Source organism: Haloarcula sp. CBA1129, from assembly GCF_008729015.1.
In the GTDB taxonomy this organism is placed as follows: Archaea; Halobacteriota; Halobacteria; order Halobacteriales; family Haloarculaceae; genus Haloarcula.
In genome coordinates this window covers 2358592-2384432 of sequence record NZ_RKSM01000001.1, presented here as the reverse complement: position 1 = coordinate 2384432, position 25841 = coordinate 2358592, and the positions used below count along the sequence as shown (strand labels likewise).

The 25841-nt window shown below is 63.9% G+C and carries 21 protein-coding genes; 16 read left to right on the top strand and 5 right to left on the bottom strand.

Going from position 1 to position 25841, the window contains the following annotated elements:
• Nucleotides 1–46 precede the first annotated feature (46 nt).
• The 10 genes from Har1129_RS11990 (at nucleotide 47) to Har1129_RS11945 (ending at nucleotide 11614) form a co-directional block, all read left to right on the top strand.
• A complete protein-coding gene (locus Har1129_RS11990) occupies nucleotides 47–268 on the top strand; it encodes a hypothetical protein (protein WP_151100865.1) in 222 nt (73 codons plus the stop codon).
• A 52-nt stretch (nucleotides 269–320) separates the two neighbouring features.
• The gene (locus Har1129_RS11985; protein WP_151100864.1) at nucleotides 321–737 is read left to right on the top strand and encodes a hypothetical protein; all 417 of its coding nucleotides are present in this window, start codon (nucleotides 321–323) and stop codon (nucleotides 735–737) included.
• A gap of 72 nt (nucleotides 738–809) precedes the next feature.
• Nucleotides 810–1649, top strand: coding sequence for a hypothetical protein (locus tag Har1129_RS11980; protein ID WP_151100863.1), 840 nt, complete (start codon nucleotides 810–812; stop codon nucleotides 1647–1649).
• An 82-nt stretch (nucleotides 1650–1731) separates the two neighbouring features.
• Complete coding sequence (locus tag Har1129_RS11975; protein WP_151100862.1) at nucleotides 1732–2505, top strand: hypothetical protein; 774 nt, start codon at nucleotides 1732–1734, stop codon at nucleotides 2503–2505.
• A 54-nt stretch (nucleotides 2506–2559) separates the two neighbouring features.
• Nucleotides 2560–3093 carry a DUF5815 family protein gene (locus Har1129_RS11970; RefSeq protein WP_151100861.1) on the top strand — a complete coding sequence of 178 codons (534 nt, stop codon included), beginning with the start codon at nucleotides 2560–2562 and terminating at the stop codon, nucleotides 3091–3093.
• Between the two features lie 48 nt (nucleotides 3094–3141).
• Nucleotides 3142–3921 (top strand): hypothetical protein, encoded by a 780-nt coding sequence (locus Har1129_RS11965; protein ID WP_151100860.1) that lies wholly within the window; start codon nucleotides 3142–3144, stop codon nucleotides 3919–3921.
• Between the two features lie 69 nt (nucleotides 3922–3990).
• Nucleotides 3991–4221: a hypothetical protein gene (locus Har1129_RS11960; protein WP_049943992.1), complete on the top strand. Its 231-nt coding sequence runs from the start codon at nucleotides 3991–3993 to the stop codon at nucleotides 4219–4221.
• A 155-nt stretch (nucleotides 4222–4376) separates the two neighbouring features.
• Nucleotides 4377–7628 carry a carbamoyl-phosphate synthase large subunit gene (gene carB / locus Har1129_RS11955; protein ID WP_151100859.1) on the top strand — a complete coding sequence of 1084 codons (3252 nt, stop codon included), beginning with the start codon at nucleotides 4377–4379 and terminating at the stop codon, nucleotides 7626–7628.
• Nucleotides 7629–7738: 110 nt separating this feature from the next.
• On the top strand, nucleotides 7739–10759 hold the full coding sequence (locus Har1129_RS11950; RefSeq protein WP_151100858.1) for a PAS domain S-box protein: 3021 nt from the start codon (nucleotides 7739–7741) through the stop codon (nucleotides 10757–10759).
• 228 nt (nucleotides 10760–10987) lie between these two features.
• On the top strand, nucleotides 10988–11614 hold the full coding sequence (locus Har1129_RS11945) for a hypothetical protein (RefSeq protein WP_151100857.1): 627 nt from the start codon (nucleotides 10988–10990) through the stop codon (nucleotides 11612–11614).
• A gap of 165 nt (nucleotides 11615–11779) precedes the next feature.
• Here the strand turns inward: Har1129_RS11945 and carA are convergent, their stop codons facing one another.
• Nucleotides 11780–12826, bottom strand: a complete 1047-nt coding sequence (gene carA, locus Har1129_RS11940) for a glutamine-hydrolyzing carbamoyl-phosphate synthase small subunit (RefSeq protein ID WP_151100856.1) — start codon at nucleotides 12824–12826, stop codon at nucleotides 11780–11782.
• 102 nt (nucleotides 12827–12928) lie between these two features.
• On the opposite strand from carA, the gene Har1129_RS11935 reads away from it, so the two are divergent.
• The 3 genes from Har1129_RS11935 to Har1129_RS11925 all read left to right on the top strand — a co-directional run bounded on the left by Har1129_RS11935 (nucleotide 12929) and on the right by Har1129_RS11925 (nucleotide 15582).
• On the top strand, nucleotides 12929–13342 hold the full coding sequence (locus Har1129_RS11935; RefSeq protein WP_151100855.1) for an Lrp/AsnC family transcriptional regulator: 414 nt from the start codon (nucleotides 12929–12931) through the stop codon (nucleotides 13340–13342).
• Nucleotides 13343–13526: 184 nt separating this feature from the next.
• Nucleotides 13527–14402 (top strand): mechanosensitive ion channel family protein, encoded by an 876-nt coding sequence (locus tag Har1129_RS11930; protein ID WP_151100854.1) that lies wholly within the window; start codon nucleotides 13527–13529, stop codon nucleotides 14400–14402.
• 79 nt (nucleotides 14403–14481) lie between these two features.
• Nucleotides 14482–15582, top strand: coding sequence for an AI-2E family transporter (locus tag Har1129_RS11925; RefSeq protein ID WP_151100853.1), 1101 nt, complete (start codon nucleotides 14482–14484; stop codon nucleotides 15580–15582).
• A 37-nt stretch (nucleotides 15583–15619) separates the two neighbouring features.
• On the opposite strand, the gene Har1129_RS11920 is transcribed toward Har1129_RS11925, so the two are convergent.
• The 3 genes from Har1129_RS11920 to btuC all read right to left on the bottom strand — a co-directional run bounded on the left by Har1129_RS11920 (nucleotide 15620) and on the right by btuC (nucleotide 20447).
• Complete coding sequence (locus Har1129_RS11920) at nucleotides 15620–18037, bottom strand: DEAD/DEAH box helicase (RefSeq protein ID WP_151100852.1); 2418 nt, start codon at nucleotides 18035–18037, stop codon at nucleotides 15620–15622.
• Nucleotides 18038–18108: 71 nt separating this feature from the next.
• Entirely contained in the window at nucleotides 18109–19380 is a 1272-nt protein-coding gene (locus tag Har1129_RS11915) for a heme ABC transporter ATP-binding protein (RefSeq protein WP_151100851.1), read from the bottom strand.
• Nucleotides 19377–20447, bottom strand: coding sequence for a vitamin B12 ABC transporter permease BtuC (btuC, locus tag Har1129_RS11910; RefSeq protein ID WP_151100850.1), 1071 nt, complete (start codon nucleotides 20445–20447; stop codon nucleotides 19377–19379). Before btuC ends, Har1129_RS11915 begins: the two co-directional genes overlap by 4 nt.
• Nucleotides 20448–20505: 58 nt before the next feature.
• On the opposite strand from btuC, the gene Har1129_RS11905 reads away from it, so the two are divergent.
• The 3 genes from Har1129_RS11905 (at nucleotide 20506) to Har1129_RS11895 (ending at nucleotide 24358) form a co-directional block, all read left to right on the top strand.
• Nucleotides 20506–21618: a PGF-CTERM-anchored ABC transporter substrate-binding protein gene (locus tag Har1129_RS11905; protein WP_151100849.1), complete on the top strand. Its 1113-nt coding sequence runs from the start codon at nucleotides 20506–20508 to the stop codon at nucleotides 21616–21618.
• A gap of 4 nt (nucleotides 21619–21622) precedes the next feature.
• Nucleotides 21623–22351: a 5-formyltetrahydrofolate cyclo-ligase gene (locus Har1129_RS11900; protein WP_151100848.1), complete on the top strand. Its 729-nt coding sequence runs from the start codon at nucleotides 21623–21625 to the stop codon at nucleotides 22349–22351.
• 87 nt (nucleotides 22352–22438) lie between these two features.
• The gene (locus tag Har1129_RS11895) at nucleotides 22439–24358 is read left to right on the top strand and encodes an ATP-binding protein (protein ID WP_151100847.1); all 1920 of its coding nucleotides are present in this window, start codon (nucleotides 22439–22441) and stop codon (nucleotides 24356–24358) included.
• On the opposite strand, the gene Har1129_RS11890 is transcribed toward Har1129_RS11895, so the two are convergent.
• The gene (locus tag Har1129_RS11890; RefSeq protein ID WP_151100846.1) at nucleotides 24359–25759 is read right to left on the bottom strand and encodes an NAD(P)/FAD-dependent oxidoreductase; all 1401 of its coding nucleotides are present in this window, start codon (nucleotides 25757–25759) and stop codon (nucleotides 24359–24361) included.
• Nucleotides 25760–25841: the final 82 nt, after the last annotated feature.

Genomic DNA, 25841 nt, shown 5'->3' with positions numbered 1-25841 from the left:
CTCGCCGACACCGATATTTTTACGCGTTGTGGACGTAGCGACGCATATGCGTGATGCCCTCCACCGGCTGGTCGCTTGGCTCACCGGAAGCGGATCCGGCAACCCGGACGAGGCCGACCCGTCGGACGACAGCGTCTTTGCCGGGTCGCTGCTCGACTCGTCAGTCAACTACAGCCACGGTCAGAGCGACGCGCAGGCGGCCAGCGAGATGGATGAGATACAGGCGGAAGCCGAGCGCCTCGCCGAACAGGACCAGCACCGCGAGTAACTGCCAGCGGGAGAACGACGCTCTTTTTTCGCCCTAAAGCGGAGAGTCGCGTATGGATGGCGGCAGCGGCGATATGACCCTCGCGTTCGACCTCGACGCTCTCAAGCAACTGGCCTATCCGGACAGCGTGTTCAACGACGCGCGCCAGTGGTCCGAGTACGTCGGCGTCATCTCCGAACAGCCCACCTACGTCGTGACGAACTTCACCCGGAAACACCGTATCCGGCAAGACTTCTTCTCCGGCCCGCGCGGTCGTGAGGAGAGCCTCGAAAACGTCAAAGAGCAGTTCGACACTGACCGGCACGTCTTCGTCGGCGCTAACGACGACGACGCCGCCCTCGCTGAGACGGCGGGCTGGGAGTACCTCCCCGTCACGCAGGCCGCGGAGGCGGCCGACTGGGACCTCGGCGAACCGGAGACGCCGGACGCGACAACCGACGAAGACGAGGAGCGCGACGACTGGCCGTAGCGATACACCCCCACTGCTGTCGGGGCCTTCGCTTCGACTAGTTTTATATTTTCCCGGAGAGCGACTGAAGATATGGCCCTCCATACCGGCGACGCGTTACGGCGCGGTATCGACGATGTAACCAGCGAAAGCGGCCTTCTGGTCATGGGCGTTTTTCTCCTGTACAGCCTCGGAAACACTGTCGCAAGTTCGTCGGTAATGGGATTGCTGTTCGACGAGTTGATGCCGCAGGGCAGCCCCAGCGGCTCTGCCGGGGCGGGCGGCCCGGGGTTTTCGATGACAGATTTCGTCGGGCCGTTCAGCCTTGATCTGGCGGCTCCAGTCGCCGTGGTGTTGCTGCTGGTGTTCCTCGTGCTCGGACAGCTTGTCAAGTTCTGGGGTATCCGGCTGTTCGCAGACCAGAGCGAAATCAGGAGCGACAACGCGTCGGAGCGTGCCGTGATGACGGCTGTCCTCGGTGGCGGCATCGCAATCGTGATGTTCGCAATCTCGATGAGCTCGACGTTTTTCCAACTCAACGGACAGGTTATACTAAGTCTCGTCGCGTCGCTCGGTAGCGTGCTCGCCTCTCTGGTCGTCGGCCTTGCACTCGTCTACCTGCTGCAGGCGATTGCCCTGTACGACGGCGGGTACGTCGAGACGCTCAAACACGCTGTCGCGCGATTCATGGACGCTCCGGCCCAAATAATCGTCCTGCTGTTCATTCTGGCGCTTCTCGGTATCGTTCCGGGCATTCCTGCGACGGCGTCCGTCATCTCGATGGTCCTGCCCGGCACGTTCGACCTGCCGTCCCAGTCTGTTCTACAGGTCGCGTCGATGGTGCTAAACGCGCCAGTGCAGGCGTTCAGCCTCGCCGTAATTACGGACGCCTACATTCAGGTTCGAGCTGATCAAAACGATGACGCGTTCTGAGAAGTGGGCTTGATTGCGCACTGTCTTCCGTCACTCCGAAATATTCATTCAGCTTTATAGTTCCCGGTTACGGGTGGTGTGTATGGCCCTCCAAATCGGCCGTGCCTTCCAAGACGGTATCGACGAACTACTCAGTGAGCGCGGGGCGGTGTTTGCCGGCGTATTCATCGTCTATGGATTACTCAGCTCTGTCGTCTGGGCGTCGCTTTCGAAGGCGTTCACAGAGCTGTTTCTGGGACAACTGCCGAGCGATGCACAGGTAAATCAGGCGGCAATGGCTGGTGGGACGCCACTGGCACTTGACTTGCCGATTGCAGTTGCCGCCGTCGGCGCGCTCGTGCTGTTTGTGGTCAACGAGGCGCTGAACATCGTCGCGATCCGTGCCTTTGCCAGCGATGACCGTGCACCGATTCCGGACAATGTGGGCCGGCGACTGGGAAAAACTGTTGCAGTCGCGATTGTAGCCGGCATTTTCACGACCATCGCAGTGGGCATCGGCCTCGTTCTGCTTATCATCCCCGGACTGGTGTTTGCACTCCTGTTTTTCTTTGTCCGACAGGAGATTGCGCTGAACGACAGCGGAATCATCGAATCAATCAGCAACAGTGTCGGTATCGTCACCGACAACCTCCTCGCCACGTTTGTTCTGGCTATTGTGCTTGCGGTGCTCGGAATCGTTCTCGGCGGGGCTTTCAGCCTCCTCCCGATATCGCTACCGCCGATGGTCCTGACGACGGTCTCGACGGTCCTCTCTAGTGTCGTCGGCGTGTTCTCGATCGCTGTGACGACCGTCGCGTACCTCCAAGCAACGGAGTCCGGCTACACACAGGAAACAGAGTCCATCGGCGGGCTCTAATCCACTGTAGTTCGTATCGCGGCCTTTAACCACGCGAGCGACCAATCGCGGGTAATGGCTGAACCGCGCGTGCCCGGCGGACGTGAGTCCGAACTCGAACTACCCTGTGGCGAACGCGTCGACACGCATGACCTCCATCTGGGCATGCGGGAGTTCGCGTGCGACTGCGGGAAGACACACGCTGTCGTGCTTGACCCGCACCCGCTGGCACGGTTCGTGCCGGAGTTTCTCACTGAGGTGCTACATGCGACTATCGAGACCAACGACGACTACGACGAGTTCACCACCGTCCACCTGATGGGCGTCGTCATGGAGGAGTTTCCGGAGAAGGTCGTCGCCGCCGACACCAGTGAGGACGGGTCGGTTGGGTTCTCGCTGGCGTGGGTGAGCGGCTTCGACTCCCGCCGCCTCCACGAAATCGTCGTCGAACTGCTCGTGGAACTGATGGAACACGCCATCAGCCACGCAGAGGACGACGACGTGATGGCGGAGTTCGAAGAACAGATGCTCCAGTTCGACGTTGACGCGTTTGTCGAGCAGTACCGTGACGAACGGAACTTCGACGGCCGCTCGGATACCGCGATCTGAGACCGATAACGACCTGAGTACTTAGTGGGGTCGGCTCACACATGTGGTATGGCGGGTCGCGTCGCGGTCCTGCTCGTACTCTTGCTTGTTGCGGGCTGTGGCGCATTCAGTGGAGCGGAGCAACAGACGGTGACTCCAGTTCCGGTTCCCGAGCAGTCTCAGGACGACTCGGTCGAAGCGGTCATCACTGCGGACGGCGTCGACGCTAGGCGACTCGCGGCGGCACATCGCCGGGCAACTCGGAACCGCTCGTACGTTCTGGGAATGCGGCTATCGCTGGAATGGGGGACGCAGATCGTTTCGCTTGTTGTCGAAGACAGCTATCACTACGAATATCGGACCGAAATTGTCGACAAGAACTACACGAAGCGAGTGTACACCGACGGAGCCCGTCGCTACATCTACGACGAGCGAGCGCAGGGAGCTTGGACTGCGACGAGGCGACCCACACCGGTCAGCGATCTCCTCGACCCGGACCCTGCTCGACTGGTCGAGGCATATCTCGCGACGAACAGCAGCGTCGACCGGCCGAGGGACGGCTGTGATACCTGCCCCGTGATACTCACGGCCACGGAGCCGCCGGCGGCGTTCGAACCGGCCGACAATTACAGCGTTCGGGCAGCGGTCCGACCGGATGGACTCGTCCAGTCGCTCACCGTCTCGTACTGGGACCGCTCCAGAAACGCTCTGGTCGACTACGAAATCCGATACTCTGCAATCGACGACACGGATGTCTCCCGACCGGCATGGGTCCGACAACACTGGGCGAACGCGACAGACAGCGACCCCGCACTGTCCGACAGCCACCGACGCGACGCCGTCGGCTGATTTCCCGAAATCAGCCGTCTGACTGTTGTCTGACGGTGTTATATGGTGAATGCGGTGTTGTAATCGTGTATGGCTATGCGTGAGGGAGAGTTCGAGCGCATTCTGACAGTGCTCGAAGAAGCCGACGCCGACGGCACACTGACGGCCCGCGAAATCTGTGACCTGCTGGAAGAACACGACGAGGCGTTCGGGAGCGCCCACCGTGTTGCGACAGTTCTGGGTCGGCGTGCTCAGTCCGGCGAGGTCGAAGTCATTCAGGGCCAGCCCTACCGGTATCGCGTTCCCGACCGCGACAACTGACAGCTCTTGGCACCGCTGCCGTCCGAATTCTATCCTGCGCCCCTATATGAGACAGCCAATCATATGACGCTCACGCATTACGATATTCGAAATTAGGCTTCGAGCTTCGCATCCTTTCGCCGGGCTTATTACGATGTGTAGACTCCGCTCGTACAATGACAGCGGACGAGGACCGTACAATCCTGCTCATCGGCAGTGGCCCGATCAAGATCGGACAGGCGGCCGAGTTCGACTACTCCGGTGCACAGGCGTGTCGTGCCCTTCAGGAAGAGGGTGCCCGCGTCGTGCTCGTGAACTCGAACCCGGCGACGATTATGACTGACCCGGAGATGGCGGACAAGGTGTATCTCGAACCCATCAACACCGAAGCTATCTCTGAGATCATCCGGAAAGAAGAGCCCGACGGCGTCATCGCTGGCCTCGGCGGCCAGACCGGCCTCAACGTCACGGCTGAACTCGCCGAGGAGGGCGTCCTCGACGAGTACGACGTGGACGTGATGGGGACGCCACTGGACACCATCTACGCGACGGAGGACCGCGACCTGTTCAAACAGCGGATGGAAGACATCGGCGAACCGGTGCCGCGCTCGACGACCATCACGCTCGACGAGGGCGAGTCGGTCACCGATCTGGACGAAGAATCGCTCGTGGACCGTGTCGAAGCAGCCGTCGACGAGGTCGGCGGACTCCCGGTCATCGCACGCACGACGTACACGCTCGGTGGCTCCGGCTCCGGCGTCGTCGACGAGATGGACGAACTCATCGAACGCGTCCGCAAGGGCCTGCGCCTCTCGCGCAACAACGAGGTCCTCATCACCGAATCCATCTCCGGCTGGGTCGAACTCGAATACGAGGTGATGCGCGACGCCGACGACTCCTGTATCATCATCTGCAACATGGAGAACATCGACCCGATGGGTATCCACACCGGGGAGTCGACCGTCGTCACCCCCTCGCAGGTCATCCCCGACGAGGGCCATCAGGAGATGCGTGACTCCGCGCTGAAGGTCATCCGTGACTTGGGGATTCAGGGCGGCTGTAACATCCAGTTCGCTTGGCACGACGACGGTACACCCGGCGGCGAGTACCGCGTCGTCGAAGTGAACCCGCGCGTCTCCCGCTCCTCGGCGCTGGCCTCGAAAGCGACCGGCTACCCGATTGCCCGCGTCACCGCCAAGGTCGCGCTCGGCAAGCGCCTCCACGAAATCGACAACGAAATCACCGGGGAGACGACCGCCGCCTTCGAGCCGGCTATCGACTACGTCGTGACGAAGGTCCCGCGCTGGCCCATCGACAAGTTCCGCGACACGGAGTTCGAACTCTCGACGGCGATGAAGTCCACCGGCGAGGCGATGTCCATCGGCCGGACCTTCCCCGAGAGCCTGCTGAAGGCGCTTCGCTCCTCGGAGTACAACCCGGCTGCTGACTTCAACGAGATCGACGACGTGGAACTCGAAACGGAGTATCTCGAAAAGCCGACGCCCGACCGCCCGTACGCGATGTTCGAGGCGTTCTGCCGCGGCTACACTGTCGAGGAAGTCGTCGACATCACTGACATCAAGGAGTGGTACGTCGAGCGGTTCAAGGAGGTCGCCGATGCCGCCGACGCCGCCCGCGAGGGCGACTACGAGACCGCCGCACAGGCCGGTTTCACCGATCAGGAGATTACCGCGCTCGCCGGCGGCGAGTTCAACGACACACACGTCTCGTGGCTCCCAGCGGACCTCGACGAGGACGGCGGCGACGAGCCCGAAGTCGAAGCCGCGACCGACGGCTCTGGTGTCACAGTTGACACTGTCGAGACGGACACCACCGACCGCGACTTCAAGCTGGTCGACACCTGTGCCGGCGAGTTCGAGGCGACGACGCCGTACTACTACTCGACGCGGGACCCGTTGTCGGGTATCGACCGCAACGAACTCCAGATTGACCCCGACCTCGAAAGCGTCGTGGTCGTCGGTGGCGGGCCCATCCGTATCGGACAGGGCGTGGAGTTCGACTACTGTTCGGTCCACGCGGTCCGCGCGCTGGAGGAACTGGGCATCGACGCCCACGTCGTCAACAACAACCCCGAGACGGTGTCGACCGACTACGACACCTCCGACGGCCTGTTCTTCGAGCCGGTCACCGCCGAGGAGGTCGCCGACGTGATCGAGGCGACCGACGCCGACGGTGTGATGGTCCAGTTCGGCGGCCAGACCTCCGTCGACATCGGCCACCCGCTCGAACAGGAACTGCAGCGCCGCGACCTCGACTGTGAGATCATGGGAACGTCCGTCGACGCGATGGACCTCGCCGAGGACCGCGACCGCTTCAACAAGCTGATGGACGAACTCGGCATCTCACAGGCCGAAGGCGGCTCCGCCACCTCGAAGGAAGAGGCACTTGATCTGGCTCACGACATCGGCTACCCCGTCCTCGTGCGCCCGAGCTACGTGCTCGGTGGCCGTGCAATGGACGTGGTGTACAACGACGACGATCTCGAAACGTACATCGAGGAAGCGGTCCGCGTCTCCCCGGACAAACCCATCCTCGTCGACGAGTTCCTCGCCGACGCCGTCGAACTGGACGTCGACGCTGTGGCCGACGAGGACGACATCCTCATCGGCGGCGTGATGGAGCACGTCGAGACAGCGGGTATCCACTCGGGCGACTCCGCCTGTATGATTCCGCCCCGGTCTCAGGAAATCAAGGACGTGATGCCGCGCATCCGCGAAGTCGTCGAGGACATCGCCGACGCGCTCGATACGGTCGGCCTGCTGAACGTCCAGCTCGCTGTCCGCGACGGCGAGGTGTTCGTCCTCGAAGCGAACCCGCGCTCGTCCCGTACCGTCCCGTTCATCTCCAAGACGGCCGGCGTGCCAATCGCGAAGATCGCCGCCAAGGTGATGTCCGGCGCGACGCTGTCCGAACTCGATGTGCAGGAGCAGATTCCCGAGCAGGTCTCGGTCAAAGAGGTCGTGCTGCCCTTCGACCGCCTGCCGGGGTCGGACCCGCGTCTCGGCCCGGAGATGAAATCCACCGGCGAGGTCATGGGGACCGCCGGCTCCTTCGGCAAGGCCTACCAGAAGGCTCAGATGGCCGTCGGCAAGGCAATCCCACTCGAGGGAACGGCTATCGTCGACCTGCCGATTCTGGGCTTCGAGGAGCACTTCGACGTACAGGACTTTGACGACTACGAGGACACGGAGGCCATCATCGACGCCATCCAGAGCGGCGAGGTCGACCTCGTTCTCTCCCGCGACCGCGACGTACTGGAAGCCTGTGTCGAGGAGACCGTGACCTACTTCTCGACCCACGAGAGCGCCGAGGCGGCGCTGGAAGCGATCAACTCTGCCGACCAGCCACTCGCAGTTCAGGCCATCGACGAACGGCCCAAGACCCAGCGCGAGTGGGGCGCTGAGTAACGCGCTGACTCTCTCGGCGGTCCAGTCGTCGATTTATCGCGGTGCGATTTCATGTCATTCGAACAGATCGGCAGCAACGCTTATTCATCAGACACGCCGACACATGTGTCATGGCCGATGTTGTTCGTGTGTTACACGTTGAGGACGACCCCGAGTTTGCGTCGATGACGGCGGCGTTTCTCAGCCGCATTGACGACCGATTCGACGTGGTCTCGGCAACGTCGGCAAACGAGGGACTCACCCGGCTCAGCGAGGACCCAATCGACTGCGTCGTCTCCGATTTCGATATGCCCGAGCAGGATGGCATCGAGTTTCTGGAATCTGTCCGGGCCGTCGATGAAGACCTCCCGTTCATCCTCTTTACCGGCAAAGGCTCCGAGGAAGTGGCCAGCGAGGCGATTTCGGCCGGTGTGACTGACTACCTCCAGAAACAGCAAGGCACTGACCAGTACACGATTCTGGCCAACCGCATCACGAACGCGGTCGAGCAGTACCGGTCACAGCGAGCGCTGGACGCGAGCCGAGAGCGCCTTTCGCTGTTTATCGACAAGTCACCGCTCGGCGTTATCGAGTGGGACGAGAGCTTTGAGGTGGTTCAGGTCAACGAGAAAGGCGAGGAGATTCTGCGGCGTGGGGAAGCGGAGCTCGTCGGTAAGGGGTTCGAGACACTCGTCCCAGATTCGGCGCTGGATACGGTCGAAAAGACCATCACGGCGCTTCAGGAAGCTAGCGGCGGCTACAATACAGTACTCGATATCGAGACCGGCGACGGCGAGGAGATCGTCTGTGAGTGGCACAACCGCATCATCCGTGAGAACGGAGAGACTGTCGCGATCTTCTCGCAGTTTCAGGAGATTACGGAGCGCCAGCGGCGACAGCAGCGAATCGAGGCGTTACACGACACAACGCGGGAGCTGATGCACGCCGAATCACGCGAGGACGTCGCTGAACTGGTCGTCGAAACCGCACGCGACCTGCTCGGATTACCACTCAGTGCTGTCTTTCTCGTCGACGAGTCGGATGGTCGCCTCCGACCGGCCGCAGTGACTGACCAAGCACAAGCGGTCATCGACGACCAGCCGACGTTTAGCGAGGGCGACGGCCTCGTCTGGGACGTGTTCGAATCCGGCGAACAGCGCGTCTTGGACGACGTATCCACGCACCCTAACCGCTACAATCCTGACACCGACATCAGCAGCGAAATCCTGCTCCCACTTGGCGACCACGGCGTGCTGATCACCGCATCGACCGACGCCGCCGCCTTCGAGGACGCGTCGGTCTCGCTGATGCGAACCCTCGCTGCCAACACCGAAGAGGCCCTTTCCCGACTCGACCGGCAGCAGGAACTCAGAACGCTCACTGAGCGCCACGAACTCGCGCTTGAGGGTGCCGAACTCGGCGTCTGGGACTGGAATGTCCAGACAGACGAAGTCGCCTTTGACGAGCGCTGGGCCGAGATGCTCGGCTACTCGCTCGACGAACTGGAGCCGTCGGTCGACACGTGGGATGAGCTGATTCATCCCGAAGACCGCGAACGCACCTACGAAGCGCTCAACGCCCACCTCGACGGTGAGACGGAGATATACGAATGCGATCACCGACTCGAGACGGCCACTGGTGACTACCGCTGGATTCGCGACATCGGCAAGGTGTTCGAACGCGACGAGAACGGCGATCCGCTCCGCGCGGTGGGGATCCATCAGGACGTGACCACCCACAAAGAACGGAAACAGGCGCTCGAAGACACGAGCCGCAAACTCCAGGTAATTCTCGACACAGCGCCGACGTACATCCTGATGAAAGACACCGAGAGCCGCTTTCTCTTCATCAACAGTGCGGCCCGTGACCTCTATGGGATCGACGCTGACGAGTCCGTCGTCGGGATGACCGATTACGACCTGCTCCCGGAGCACATCGCGGACCAGACCCACGCCGACGACCAGCGTGCGCTTGAAACCGGAGAGACGGTCGAACTTGAGACGGTGATCCCCGTCGACGGGACAGACCGGATTCAACTGACGCGGAAGACACCGATTCTCGATGAGAACGGCGAGCCGTACGCACTCTGTGTCGTTGCGACCGATATCACCGAGCAGAAGCGGCGCGAGCGGGAGCTGGCCCGACTCACCGACGAGTACGAGGCGGTGTTCGAGAACACGAACGATGCCATTGCACTCGTTGCTGTTGAAGGCCCGTCGGACGACCCGACGTTCCGATACGTTCGGACGAACGAGGCCTACGAACGGCAGACTGGACTCGACACCGAGTCACTGGCCGGACAGACCCCAACCGAGGCTGCCGGTCAGGACATCGGTCGTCGAATCGCTAACCACTACGAGCAGTGCGTTACCGCCGGCGACACCGTCACGTTCGAAGAACGCGACCTCCACCCTACCGGCGTCTGGGAGACCCAGATCACACCGATTTTCGCCGACGGGGAGATAACCCGGCTTGTTGCCATCTCCCGGGATATCTCCGACCGCATCGAGTATCGAGAGGAGTTGGAGCGACAGAACGACCGACTCGAAGAGTTCGCAAGCATTGTCTCCCACGACCTCCGGAACCCGCTCAGTGTCCTCGAAGGGTCACTCACCCTTGCCAGAGACACCGGCGACGACGAGCAGCTCGACCGCTGCTACCGTGCAATCGACCGCATGAAGGAACTCATCGAAGACCTTCTGACCCTCGCTCGTGAGGGGGACACGGTATCCGAAACGGAACCGCTCGATCTCGAATCGACTGCGCTGTCCTGCTGGCACGCCGTTGACACGTCTGATGCCACTTTCGACATCACTACTGAGAGCACGATTTACGCCGATGAGAGCCGCGTTCGCCAACTCCTCGAAAACCTCATTAACAACGCCGTGACACACGGCGGTTCGGCTGTCACCGTTGAAGTCGGTGATCTCGGCGATTCGGGATTTTACGTCGCCGATGATGGCGGCGGTATCCCACCGGAGAAACACGAGACAGTGTTCGAAAGCGGGTACACCACAACCGACGGCGGCACCGGCTTCGGCCTCGCTATCGTCAAGGAGATCGCGACGGCACACGACTGGTCGGTGTCCGTGACTGAGAGCGAGGCCGGTGGCGCACGGTTCGAGTTCAGGGGCGTCAGACAGGCGTCCTGAAAGGCTCTGTTGTGATGGCTGTTCGTCAGCCACCTGCCGCTCTCTAAAAATATCACAAACCATAGCTCCTGTTCGAAAATATTGCTTATTAGTGGGTTGTAGGTGCGTATTGGTGAGTGGATGTCTTTCCATGAGTCAATAATGGCACGTTCGTAACACTCATCTCTGCGGCTGTGGCACTAGCGGTATGAATCGCGTTGCAATCGCTGTCGCCGCTCCGAGAACCAGATGATAGAGAACGTCACCGAGCGGGCGGAGACAGTCGCCGAGATGGCCCCCAGCGGTTCGGTGACGACGGCGGTACTCGCTGGCCATGAGAGCCGGTTTGCGGAGGTCCCGCCGCTGAACAACCCGCCGTTGACGTACCTCGACGGCGCGGAAGCCCCGGCATATCTTTTGACCAACGGGAAACGCGGCATCGGGCGCGGAACGAAGCGCAAGACCGACTCACCGGTCGGGGACCGTCGGACGGTCATTCTGGTCACCGGTCGGCGGACACTCTGTCTCATCGGGAAAGACGAGGACGACGAAGTCATCGAGATTCCACACGAGGCAGTTGCCGACGTTACCACCAAGTCCGGGTTCCGCGCGCACCGTCTTGCACTCCGAACCCCCCGGAAGATGTACCACTGCTGGGTGCACCGCAAGACCGACAAGACAACCCTCAACGCGGCCGCCGAGTTCATCGAGAACCATCAGCAGGACAGTCCGGACGCCATCGACGGCGACGACACCGCTAACCGGATCATGTACCGCGGCCGCCCCGTCGCGCCGCAGGATACCACGACCAAAACCGAAGACAGCGACCAGACGACGTACTATCGCGGGCAGCCAATCGACGACGACAGCGACTGAAAGACGTGGCTCATACGAGTGCGAACCGCGCTACTGCTCGCGGGTCACGTTGTTCCCCGTTCGCAACTCCGAGGGCCGCGCTTCGCGCGCCTCTCGTTACTCCTCACGGTTCGCTGACGCTCACCGTTCGGGATTTGGAGACCCCTCCCTGCGGTCGGGCTCTCCCTACTCCCCCGCCATCCCCAGCACATCATCGAAGAAGCCGAGCGAATCGTGCGGGCCGGGGTTGGCCTCGGGGTGGTACTGGCGCGTGATGATGTCCAGATCGTCGTTTTCCAGCCCCTCCGGTGTGTCATCGTTGACGTTGACTTGGGTCACGTCGAGTTTGTCGCCGGGGTTGGCGACGGTGTAGCCGTGGTTCTGGGTCGTCATCACGACTTGGTTGGAGCGCAGGTCACGGACCGGCTGGTTCACGCCGCGGTGGCCGAACTCCATTTTTTCGGTTTCGCCGCCGAGTGCGTTAGCGACGACCTGCTGACCGAGACAGATGCCCGCGAGCGGCACGTCGCCGACGTAGGTCTCGACGAGTTCGCCGGCCTGCTCGAAGTTCTCAGGGTCACCGGGGCCGTTTGAGATGAACAGCAGGTCCGGGTCGACAGCCGCCACGTCGTCCTCACTGGCGTCGTAGGGGAAGATGTGAACTTCGGCGTCACGTTCGACCAGCGACTCGGTGATGGACCCCTTCGCACCGCAGTCGACCAGCGCGACCGTCGCACCGTCGCCGCCCTCGTTGTGGACTTCTACGTCGTCGACGGAGACCTGCGCGCCGATGTCGGTGTGGTCGGACATGTGCTTGCACTCGTGGAGTTCGTCGAGCGCGTCCTGCTCGGTCACGTCCGGGCCGGCAGCGATACCGCATTTCATCGCCCCCTCGTCACGGATTTCGGTGACGATGTCGCGCGTGTCGAGGTGGTCGACGGCTGGGACGCCCTCGGATTCGAGCCACTCGGCCACGTCGTCGGTCATCTCGCGGGCCACTGCCGCGCGCGGGTGGACGCGGTCCGACTCGAAGCGTTCCTCTCGGACGCCGTAGTTCCCGATGAGCGGATAGGAGAACGTCAGGACCTGCTCTTCGTAGGAGGGGTCGGTGAGACTCTCCTCGTAACCGGTGTACGCTGTTGTAAAGACCAGTTCGCCGCGGGCCGTCCCCGGAGCGCGAGCGCGCGCCTCGATGACGCGGTCGCCTTCGATTGCCACGTAAGCGTCAGCCATTACGAGATGCGTATACTATAGTCGGCCATAAGGGTTGCTTTCGAAGACGAGTTTCGAATTTCGCAATCCTCAAGTCACGACCGGTGGAACTGTCACATCTCGATGGACGACCTCGACAGAGAGATACTCTCGATACTCCGACGGGATGCCCGAACCCCGTATACGGAAATCGCAGACCGAGTCGGCACGTCTGAAGGGACCGTACGGAATCGCGTCGATAGACTGGTCGAGGACGGCGTAATCGAACGTTTCACTGTCGCGACTCGGACCGGCAACGTGAAAGCGATGATAGAGGTTCGGGTCGACGTGAACGTCGACACGGCCGCGGTTTCGGATCGCATCGCTGATTGGCAGGAGGTCGATTTCGTGTGGCAAGTCTCCGGCGAGGAGGACATCGTCGTCGTCGTCGACGCCGCCGACACCGACGCGGTCAACGGCCTCATCACGCAAGCGCGTGAGTTGGAGGAGGTCGTGGGCACGAAGACGAGATTGATTCTGAACGAACGGGTTGGGTGATGCGCACGGCTAGCCGCGCGCGAACCGACCGCGAGCAATTGCAATTCACCGAACGAGGCTCATTCTGAACGAACGAGTAGGGCAATCGGTCCGAAGCCGCGCGACGTGACCGCCGTGTGCAAAGCGTCGCCGCGGTCGATCCGCGTGGCTGACATTCATGGTCGTCGCCCCGGAATGGTGCGGTATGCAGGTCACGGACCCGTTTTCAGGGGACCTCGCCTCGACGTACGCGCAACTCGCGGAGGACGGCGCGGAGTTTCTCGTCGTCGGGGCGGTCCTCTATTTTCTGGGCCGGTTGCTCGTCGTCCCGGCTATCCGCTGGGGACTGGAGCGCTCTAGAGTCGATAAGACGCTTGAGAGCGCGCTCGGAAGCGCCAGTCACCTTCTCGTCGTCATCCTCGCGGTGGTCGTCGCAGCGAGCGTCGCCGGGTTCCAAGGGACACTCGCCGGATCGACGCTTGTTGCGGCCGGCGTGACGGTCGCCGTCGGACTGGCCGCACAGGACGTGCTCGGCAACTTCGTCTCCGGCGTGTTCATCGTCACCGACCCGGACCTGAACGTCGGCGACACGATAGAGTGGAACGGCAAGCGCGGCGTCGTCGTCGACATCGATCTCCGGGTCACACGCGTCCGGACGCCCGACAATGAGCGAGTAATCGTGCCGAACACCGATCTGGCGACGAGCGCGGTGACCAACCGGACCTCGACGGGGCCAATCGGCATCTCGTATGACTTCGGCGTCGGCTACGACGCCGACCTCGACGAAGTGGAGGCCATCATCAGGAACGTCGCCCGCGACATCGACCACGTCGCCGAGAAGCCGGAACCGGTGGTCGGGGTCGACAGACTCGCCGACGCCGCCGTGGTAGTGACCGGGCGGATATGGATTCCGAACAACCGCCGGAACAGACTCCCCAGCGTCCACTCGGCGTTCGTCCGTGGCGTCCACGAGGCCTGTCGCGCCGAGGGCATCGACCTCAGCAACACGACCCAGCACGAACTCTCGGGCGACATCGGCGTCCACGACGGGCCTAGAGCGGCCGACGAGCGAGCCGAGTGACGGCCGCTCCGTCCGGCGTCTGACTCCGCCTCGTCTCCAGCGACCGTACGTTTATATTTGTCCCTAAAATGGTACGTATATGGACGAGAAGCGCTTCGTCGTTGCCCTCTTCGGTCTCGTTGTCGCGGTGGTGGTCGGCGTACTCGCGTATCAGTTTATCGCGGCGTTGACTGTCTCCGTGTTCCTCTATTATTCGACGCGGCGGTACTACAGTTCCTTGCGCAGGCTCCGCCTTCCGGCGCGAGTGCGTGCGGTCGTGGTGATGGCTTCGCTGGCGATCCCGCTCCTGTTGCTCGTCAGCTATGCGAGCGTCTTGCTTATCGTCGAAGCCCGGCAGTTCGTCACCCAGTACGCGCTCGTCGACGTGGCCGCGACCCACGTCAGTTGGCTCGACGGCGCGGAGTCGGTCCCCGACCTCACTGCCGAGGGGCTGTACAGCGCCTACCAGTCGGGACAGCTCTCGCCGTTCGTCGATTTTCTCAGCGAGAACGCCATGGTGCTTACCTCGGTCGCTTCCCAGTTCCTTCTCAATCTGTTCATCACGACCATCGTCACGTACTATCTTCTGGTGGACGGGCGGCGTATCCGGGAGTGGCTGCTTCGGTTCGATGACGGAGCCATCATCCGGGAGTACCTCGAAGCTGTCGACGAGGAACTGGAGGCGGTACTGTTCGGTAATCTCCTGAACGTGTTGGCGATCTCGCTCATCGCCATCGCTGCGTTCACCGGTTACAACGCGGTCGCCCCGGCGGCTGTCGAGGTCCCGTATCCGACGCTTGCCGGCGCGTTGACCGGTATCGCCAGTCTGATTCCCGTCGTCGGGATGAAGATTATCTATCTCCCGCTGACCGGCATCGCCGCGCTACCGGTGGTGCTCGACGGACAGTCCTCGCTGCTCGTGTACGTGCTCGGGTTCCTCCTCGTCGCGGTGGTCGTCGTCGACACGATTCCCGACCTCCTGCTCCGGCCGCTGCTCAGCGGTGAGAACACACACGTCGGCCTCCTCATGCTCGCGTACACGCTCGGCCCCGTCGTGCTCGGGTTCTACGGGCTCTTTTTCGCCCCAATACTGCTCGTCGTCGGACTGACGTTCGCGAACACGGCGCTGCCACGGTTGCTCGGTGCCAGCGAACCGGACAGCCTGTCACCGGACCAGATGCGGCTCAACGACTTCCGGTAGAGACGTTCGGTACGCCCGCGTCCTCCGTGCCGCTCTCTCACTCCGCTACGCCGTCCGTCAGCCCGTCCAGCAGGTGTATCGCGCCGTGTTTGTCAAGCGGGTCGTTCGCGTTTCCGCAGTGGGGGGACTGCACGCAGGCCGGACACCCGTCGGCGCAGTCACACGAGCGCAGCATCGACAGCGTGGTGTCCATCAGCGGCCCGATGTCGTGATAGCCGGCCCGCGTCAGGCCGATGCCGCCGGGGTAGCCGTCGTAGATGAAGATCGTCGGCTCGCCGGTGTGTGGGTGCCGCGGCGTCGACAGCCCGCCGATGTCGCCGCGGTCACAGAGGTACTCGAAGGGAAACATCGAAATCATGGCGTGTTCGGCGGCGTGGATGGCTCCCGGGAAGTCGCCGGGGTCGGTTGCCTCATCACCGGGATGGCTCCCATCACCTCCCTTGGAGCCGCTTCCGGCCCTGTACGCGCCTTGTTGTATCTCGCTCTCCAAGTCCGACGGCACCGTGTGGTACAGCGCCTTGGTCTCTAACGTCGTCTCGGGCAGGTCGAGCGAGCGCTGACCGAGCACCTCCCCGGATGAGCCGTCGCGGCGCTCGTAGCCGGTAATCTGCTTGCGCATCGTCACCGACGCGAAGCGGACCGGCACGTCCTCGCGGGTCGGTAAGCGCCGCTCTGTCAGGTCCGCCTCGACGGTGATGGTCTTGTCGTGCAGGACGCGGGTGAAGTAGTCGGCCCACGTCCGGTCGAGTTCGGCGACGCCCGCATCGAGGTCGAGGTCAGTCACCTCGTAGCGCCGGCCCTGATGATGATAAACCGCGCCGGGGTGAGCGTCCCGCAACGCGTCCTCGACGGAGAGTTTCGCTATCACGTCGCCTTTCGCGACCAGTTTCACCTCGCCGTCGTCGACGGTCCGCAGGTTCATCTCGTGGTGTGGGCTGCCGTTGCCGAGCCAGCGCATCCCCTGATCGGTCTGGCGACGGTCGAGTTTCCCGGCCGATTCGAGGTCGGCGACGACATCGGGGAACGTCTCGCCGAAGTGGCGGTCGTCGGCCGGTGAGAGCCAGTTTTCGCAGGCGGCTGCGTGGACGTGGTTCGGAAGCAGTTGCTCGTTTTCGGGGTTGGTCACGGCTTGCTCGGCCCCGGTCTCGAACAGCGCGTCGGGGTTGCGCAGGACATACTGGTCCAGTTGATCCTCGCCGCCGACGAGGGCGACCAGCGCAGGGTCGGTGCCGCGGCCGGCCCGCCCGGCCTGCTGGAAGGCTCGCATCCGCGTGCCGGGATACCCGTCCAGCAATACGGCGTCGAGGCCGCCCACGTCGACGCCCAGTTCGAGCGCGCTGGTCGACCAGACGCCCCGCAGGTCCCCGGACTGCAGGCCCTGTTCCAGTTCGCGCCGGCGGTCGTCGGTCAACGCGGCCTGATACGCACCGACGCTATCGGCGAGGTCGTGCTCGCCGCGGCTCCGGAGTTCGTCCGCGCTGTCGCTGGCGTACCGCTCGGCCGTCTGGCGTGACCCGGCGAAGACGACCGTCTGGAGGCCCCGTTCGACGAGGTCGACGAACAGCTGTTTCGTCTCGACGTGATTGGACTTCCGCCGGCCGCTCCCCCAGCCGCCACCCTCGTACTCCGGGGGGTTCCACAGCAGCCAGTGACGCGGCCCGCTGGCGCTTGCGTCCTCGTCGACGAGCGCAAACGACGGCTCGGGCTGGCCGGTGACAGCAGCGGCGTGTTCGACCGGATTCCCGATTGTCGCCGAGCAGCAGATCCACTCCGGACCGCCCGCGGTACCGCTATCGTCCCCCGCGCCACTGCCCGCGTCGAACCGCTCCGCGACCCGCTGGAGGCGGCGCATCACCAGCGAGACGTGGCTGCCGAACACGCCGCGGTAGCCGTGCACCTCGTCGATGACGACGGTTTCGAGCCGCCCGAAGAACCAGTCCCACAGGCGGTGGGCGTGGGGCAGGATGCCGTAGTGGAGCATGTCCGGCGTCGTCAGCAACACGGTCGGCTGGCGCTCCCTGATGGCTTCCTTCTCGGATTTCGATTGTCGGCCGGTGTACTGGGCGACGGAGACGCCGGAGGCGAAGCCAAGCCCCTGTGCCAGTTCCGACAGTGTCTCGGTCTGGTCGTTGATGAGCGCGACTTGCGGTGCGACGTACAGCGTCGTCGCCCGGCGGTCCAGTGCCCGCTCGAAGGCGGGAACGGTGTAGGCGAGGCTCTTGCCGCTTGCCGTTTCGGTCGCGAGGACGACGTTTCGACCGTCACGGACCGCCTCGATAGCGTCCACTTGGTGTGCGTAGAGGTCCGTGATGCCCCGGTCTTCGAGGACGCCGGTGAGTCGGTCCGCAACGTCGCAGTCCGCGGTCCGCGCGTCCCGGCCGGGCACCGTCCGCTGGTCGACGATCTGTCCCTCGTAGTACGGCCGGTCCCGGAGCCACGCAATCGTGTCGTCCACGGGCGAGGTACGGGAGCGAAAAGTATCGGTGTTGCTGTTTCCCGTCGCCGCAGGCGCAGTCTGCGGTGGCCTCAGTCAGTGGTGGACTGCTTGAGCGGCGGTGTCGCGCCACGCGTCGTTGCGGGCGGGAGGGACCCCACCGCCGCAGGGAGCGCAGCCAGCGGTACGGTGTCGTGACCGCTGCTGGCATGGCTACCCTCCGCTGTTTCGACAGTGAGACGAGCGCTGCCTGCCTCAATAACTGGGCTGTTGCCGTCACCGGGTTCGCCCGCAATCACGACTGCATCGGCGGCAGCGGCGAGGTCGACGGCGCGCTCACGGGCCGTGTCGTCGATGCCGGCGAAGGCCGGGACCGTGACCGCCTCGCAGTCGAGGTCAGCCGCCCGCTCGGCGGCCGCGTCGCCCGCCGGAACGACGCCGACACTCACCCGACAGCCAGCCCCGACGAGTTTCGAGACGGCGGCGGCCGCTGGCTTGCCAGTCCCGACGACGTGGACGCGACGAGAAACCGACTCATGTTCGGCCAGCGGCGTCACGAGCGGCGCATCGGTTCCTGGCTGGGTCGTCACCAGTGTCTCCGCGTCGAACGCGTCCCGGAGCGTGTCGCTCGTGAGGACGTCCACTGGACGGCCCGCTGCACGGACTTCGCCCCCCGCGAGCAACACCAGTTCGTCGCAGTACCGCGCAGCCAGATTGAGGTCGTGTATCGCGGCGATTGCCGCCTTCCCACTGTCGACGAGCGAACGGACGAGTTCGAGCGTCCGGACGGCGTGATTGATGTCGAGGCTCGCCGTCGGTTCGTCGAGCAGCAGGACCGGCGTCTCCTGTGCGAGTGCCCGAGCGAGGAGGACGCGCTGGCGCTCGCCGCCGGACAGCGAGGTGAACGGGCGGTCGGCAAACTGGGCGACGCTCGCGCGCTCCATCGCCCGTTCGACGGCGCGCCGGTCGGCCTCGTCCATCCGGTCGAACCGGCCGAGATGCGGCGTTCGCCCCATCTCTACGGTCTGTCTGACAGTGAAATCGAAGGAGAGGTCGGTGCTCTGGGGCGTGCTCGCGACCAGTCGGCTCACCGCCTTCGCCGAGCGGTCCGAAACCGGTTCGCCGTCGACGCGGACAGTCCCGCGGTCCGGGTCCAGCGTCCCCTTGACCGTCCGCAGGACCGTCGTCTTGCCCGCGCCGTTGGGACCGACGAGACCGACGAGCGACCCACGGTCGACGGTAAAATCGACGCCCGAGACGACCGACTGGCCGCCGAACGACACTGCGAGGTCAGAAACGTCGAGCATCGGCCCAGAGTGGTCCTGTCCCGGATCGGCACTGTTGGACTCAGCTACGCCGTTCATAGCTCGTGTACCTCCCGCTTCCGGAGCAGATACAGGAAAAAGGGCGCGCCGAGGACGGCGGTGACGATGCCGACCGGGACCTCGGCGCTGCCAGAGCGTGCCAGCGTGTCCGTGGCTACGAGGAACGACGCGCCAGCGAGGGCCGCCGTCGGGAGCAGTATCCGGTGGTCTGGCCCGACGAGCAGTCGCATCACGTGGGGGACGATGAGGCCGACGAAGCCGACGATGCCGGCGACGGCGACGCCCGCCGCCGTGATGACTGCTGACAGCGCGAGCAGGACCCGTTTGGTCCGTTCGACCTCGATACCGAGGCTCTGTGCGTCTTCCTCGCCCAGCAGCATGACATTCAAGTCGCGTGCGTAGGCGAGCAGGACGACGAACGGGACGGCCACGAGGAGGGCGCTGGTGGTCACCTCGGGCCACGACGCGCCCTTGAGATGGCCCATCAGCCAGAACAGCGCCCGGCGGATGCTCTCGCCGCTGTGGAGCAACAGGAACGAGACGACTGCGCCGAGAAACGTCTGTATCGCGACGCCGGCCAGCAACAGCGTCGCGACCGGCGTGTGGCCGTTCCGTGTCGCGATGAGGTAGACGCCGAAGGCCGCGACCAGCGCCCCCGCGAAGGCCGCGCCGCGGAGCCCGAGCCCGAACGGGATCACGACCGGCGCGACGATGAAACCGACCGCGCCGACCGCCGCGCCGGAGGAGACACCGATGATAGAGGGGTCGGCCATCGGGTTCCGGAAGATTCCCTGCATGACTGTTCCCGCGGCGGCGAGCGAGAAGCCGACGACCGCGCCGAGCAGTATCCGGGGGAGCCGGACTTGCATCACAATCTGTCTCTGGAGGTCGCTTACAGCGTAGGCGAACACGTGGGCGGTGGTCACGTCGACGGCGGGACCGGAAAGCGAGATACCCGTCGGGACAACGACGGCGTTGAGCAGCACTTTCCCGACGACTGCGGGCGGAATCCACACCGGGCCGATGCCGGCGCTCGTCGTCACCACGGCACAGAGGACGGCGACCAGCCCCGCCGACCACCCGACGGCCCGACCCGCGAAACGCATGTATGAAAGCCCAGTTGCAGTAGATAAGTATTTATTGCTCCTGATACCCGCCTAGGGCATGCGACGACTTTCTCTCGTCTGCGTTCTTGTCTTGCTTGTCGGCTCGCTCGCGGGTGTCGCGCCAGCCACAGCGACAGCCACCACGCAGGCCGACGACTGCTCGTTTCCGGTCACGGTGACCGACGCGACCGGGACCGAGGTCACTATCGAGGAGCGCCCGGAGCGAGTCACGACGACCAATCCCTCGGCCGCACAGACGATGTGGGAGATCGGCGGCCGGTCACAGGTCGTCGGACTCACGCAGTATGCGGGCTATCTGGACGGCGCTGAGAGCCGGACGAACGTCTCGGCGAGCTTCGGCGTCAGCGTCGAGCGCGTCGTCGGCACGAACCCGGATCTGGTGGTTGCCCCGAACGCCAGCGCCGGTGACGTGGCCCCGCTCCGGCAGGCCGGCCTCACCGTGTATCACCTCCCGGCCGCGACAACTATCGAGGACATCCGGGCAAAGACGGCGACTATCGGTCGCCTGACCGGTAACTGCGGGGGCGCAGCCGGGGCCAACGCTTGGATGGACGCGAACGTCGACGCCGTTCGACAGGTCACCGCGGACGCCGAGGACCGACCGACGGCGCTGTACCCGCTGGGTGGGGGGTACGTGGCAGCCGGAAACACCTTCGTCACGTCGCTCATCGAGCTTGCGGGCGCGGAGAACGTCGCGGCCCGAAACCACACGCAATACCCACAGCTCAGCGATGAAGTCATCCTCCAGCTTGACCCGGACGTGCTCTTTGTCACCGAGAACACGGCGACTATCGCGACGACCGAGCCCTACGCCAGCACGACCGCGGGCCAGACGAACGCGACGGTCTCCGTACAGGTGCGGAACATCAATCAGCCCGCCCCGCGAAGCGTGGTCTCGTTTGCCCACAACGCCACCGCACAGCTCTATCCGGACCGCTACGACGCCGACAGCTACGTTCCCCGGTCGGCCGTGACGGCGACCGAGACGGCGGCGGGCGGCGTGACGCAGACGGACGAGCCGACGCCCGCGGACCACACGCCGAGCAGCGACCAGCCCACGACCGACGCCAGCGGCCCCGGATTCACCGCCGTTGCGACGCTCGTCGCATTGCTCGCGCTGATTGGCACACTCTCCCGTCGGAGGCTGTAGCGCCATGGACAAACAGACTATCCGCGAGACGGTCTGGGACGCGCTGGAAGAGCGCGGAATCGCCCGCTTCCCATTCCCGCCCCACGACCGGATTCCGAACTTCGACGGTGCGACACAGGCGGCCGAGCGCCTGACCGAGACGGCGGTCTGGGACGCCGCGGAGACGGTCAAAGCGAACCCGGACTCGCCACAGCTTCCGGTCCGACGGGCGGCGCTGCGGGCCGGCAAGACGGTGTACATGGCCGTGCCCCTGCTCCGGGACGAGCGGTGTTTCTACGAACTCGACCCGGCCGAACTCGACGACATCGAGGCGGCACCGGCTATCTCGAACGTCGCTGACCACGCCCGTCAGGTCGGGCCAGAAGCCGTCGGCAGCGTCGACCTCGTCGTGTCGGGTTCGGTCGCGGTCACCGAGGACGGCGCGCGAATCGGCAAGGGCGAGGGGTACAGCGACCTCGAATACGCCGTCCTCCGGGAACTGGGGCTGGTCGATGAGACAACGCCGGTCGTGACGACGGTCCACGAGCTACAGGTCGTCGGCGGTCCCGGTGGCGTTGTCGACGCCGACGTGCCCGTCGATGCCCACGACGTGCCGATGGACTGGGTTGTGACGCCGGAGCGCACTGTCGAGACAGAAACCACGTACGCGACACCGACGGGCGTCGACTGGGACGCGCTTTCGGCTGACCGTATTAAGGACATACCGGTGCTTTCGGCACGTCGGCCTGACTGAGATTTCAGCCGTTGTAGCTGTGGTCAAACCTTGGTAATCCAAGCTTACCGGCGGTACAACTTTAGCCCCACACGCCTTGGAACCCGTATGGATACACCCGTGGCTGCGTCGAACCGTCACGGGGGCGATGGCGCTGTCGGTGAGCTGTGTGTCCTCTATGTCGATGAGGACTGTGACGACATCACGGCAGTCAAGGAGGCGCTGGGAGGGAGCACCGACGAGTTCACAGTGACCGTGTGCGACACGGCTGCCGACGCGCTCAAAACCCTAGACAACGCGTCCTACGACTGCATCGTCAGCGAGTACCGACTGCCGGACCGAGACGGAGTCGAGCTGTTGCGGGCCGTTCGGGACCAATCGCATGACCTCCCGTTTCTGCTTTTCACTGACCACGGCGACGAGAGCGTGGCCAGCGATGCCATTTCGGCTGGCGTCACGGACTACATGACGAAGACGCCTCTTTCAGAGCAGACGGAGTTGCTCCGACAGCGGATTGCCTCGGCTGTTGCTCGCCATCAGGAGGAGGCGGATATCCTCGACCGAATGACCGACGCGTTCTTCGCGGTGGACGAGAACTGGGAGTTCACGTACGCCAACGAGCGCGGCAGACGTGTTATCGGCCGTGCGATGGAGGTGGACGGTGATACCACTGCCCTGCTGGGGCGGAACATCTGGGAGACGATTCCGTCGTTGGAGGGAACTGAGTTCAGCAAGCAGTACCGGCAGGCGATGACACAGCAGGAGCCCACCTCGTTTGAGGCGTACTTCGAGCCGCTGCAGACGTGGTTCGAAGTGTCCGTCTACCCGTCGTCGACGGGGATTTCGGTGTACTTCCGTGACATCACCGAACGCCAGAAGCACGAGGAAGAGATCAGGGGCAGAGAACGGGCGCTCAGAGAGATCTATCGGGTCATCTCCCGCAAAGACTTGGACTTCGAAGCGAAAGTCGAGCGCCTGCTCGAAATCGGGCAGAACGTTCTCGGGACCGAGACGGCCGCACTCTCACGAATTGATGGCGACAGGTACGTCTTCGAGATCGTCCACGACCCGACGGGGGCCACCGAGGCGGGCGATGCGGTCCCGCTAGACGCGACGAACTGCGAGCGGGCCGTCGTCGAGGAGCAGACGCTGGTGCTCGCTGATATCGCCAAAGACCGGCCAGAACTGACCGAGAGAGTGGGCTACACCGAAATGGGCGTTTCCTGTTACCTCGGAACGCCTGTTGTCGTCGACGGCTCGGTGTACGGCACGTTCTGCTTCTACGGCACGGAGCCCCGCGATTCCTTCTCCGAGTGGGAAGTCACGCTCGTCGAGCTGATGGGGAACTGGGTCAGCTACGAACAGGAGCGCGAACGCCGTGAGCAGGAACTCACCCGCGAGCGAAACCGGCTGGAGGAGTTTGCCAGCGTCGTCAGCCACGACCTTCGAAACCCGCTCAACGTCGCGTTCGGGCGACTCACGCTCGTTGACGAGGCCTACGACGGGAATCAGGAGCACGTCGAGGCGCTCCGGCGGTCGCTCGAACGGATGGACGAACTCATCGACGACGTCCTCGCGCTCGCCCGCGGCGGCCACAAGGTCATCGACGCGACCGAAACCTCGTTAGACGATATTATCACGGCCGCTTGGGACACCGTCGAGAGTTCGAACGCGACGCTCGAACGGGTCGACACGGACGCCCGAATCACGGGCGACCAGACGCGGCTCCAGCAGCTCTTCGAGAACCTCTTTCGCAACGCCGTGGAGCACAGCGACGACGCCGTGACCGTTCGCGTCGGGACGCTCTCGGACGGACGAGGGTTCTACGTCGCGGACGACGGCCCCGGGATTCCCGAGGACGAGCGCGAGACCGTGTTCGAACGCGGCTACACTACGAGCGACGACGGGACGGGGTTCGGGCTGGCAATCGTCTCAGAAATCGTCGACGCACACGGTGGCCGGATAACTGTCGCGGAGAGCGAGGGCGGCGGGGTGCGCTTCGACGTGACCGGTATCGACGTCGAGTGACTACAGCTGGTCGACGCAGTCCCGGATGAGCCCGTCGACGTTCTCCGGCAACGTCGGGTGGTAGGCCCGGTCCGGGAGGTCACGCACGTCCAGTCCCAGTTCGACGATAATCTGGAACGCCTTGGCGAAGCTGTCCGCGTGGTAGTGCATCCCCTGCCAGCCGAGCACCGTCCCGTCGTCGGCGTCGACGACGAGCTTCGCCAGCCCTTCGGGCACGTTCTTCGATTTGAACACGCCGTCGTCGCTGGCCTGACGCGTCGCGGTGACGACGTCGTAGCCGGCCTCCGTCGCCGTCTCCTCGTTGTGGCCGACGCGAGCGAACGGATAGACGCCCAGCCCAGAGAAGATGACGTGGTGGTGGACGTTCCGGTATTCTTCGAGCGAGCCACCGGCTTCCTGCCGGACGATGTTCTCGGCCGCGGTGAAGCCCTGCTCCTTGGCGACGTGGAGAATCGGCTCCTTGCCGTTGACGTCGCCGACGGCGTAGATGTGGTCGGCGTCACGGGTCTGCATCGTGTCTTTCGCCCAGTTGCCTTCGACGGAGATAGACGTGTTCTCTAGGCCCAGCCCTTCGACAGTCGGGCGGCGGCCGGTAAAGAGGAATAGCTGGTCGGCCTCGAACGTCTCCTCGCTGCCGTCGTCGTACTCGACGGTGAGGCGGACGCCGCCGTCCTCGGTCTCCTCCAGTTCCTGCTCGTAGCAGTTCGTCGGGATGGTCACGTCCCAGTTGTCCTCATAGATGTCCAGCGCCTCGTCGCCGAACTCCGGGTCGCCCTCGTCAATGGGGCGGTCGTCGTGCTCGATGACGGTGAGCTCCATGCCGCCGGCCTCCGCCAGATACGGGACCATCTCCATCCCGATATAGCCGAAGCCCATCACGATGCCGGAGTCGGGGAACTCCGTGGCGTCCAGCACTTGGTCGCTGGTCATGAAATCGACCTCGTCGATGCCGGGCGTGTCCGGGACGTTCACGCTGGACCCGGTCGCGATGACGACGTAGTCTGCCTCGTGTTCTTCGCCGCCGGCCCGGACCGTGTGCTCGTCGACAAACGTAGCGGTGTCGTGGATAAATGTCACATCGTCACGCTCGGCCATCTCGTGGATGGAGTCCCGGCGGTGGCCGGCCCAGCCGAGCACATGGTCGTCCTTGCGTTCGACGACGGCCTCCAGATCGACTTCAGGCACATCGCCGACGAGACGGTCGTCGTGGCGCGCCTGAAAGCGATGGGCTCCTGCAGAGAGTACTTCTTTGGACGGCATACAGCCACGGAGGATGCATAGTCCGCCGCCGGGCTCCCCGTTGTCGATGAGCGTGAGTTCGATATCCTCCTCTTCGACAAGGTCGCCGGCGACCGCGGCTCCGGCACTCCCATATGCGCCGATGATGACGACGTGAGTCATACCTGTGCTAGGGCGATGCCATCAAATAAAGGCTTCAGTGGCGTGTTTCACCCGGACACGACCGGCGGTGAGTCGTGCCCGA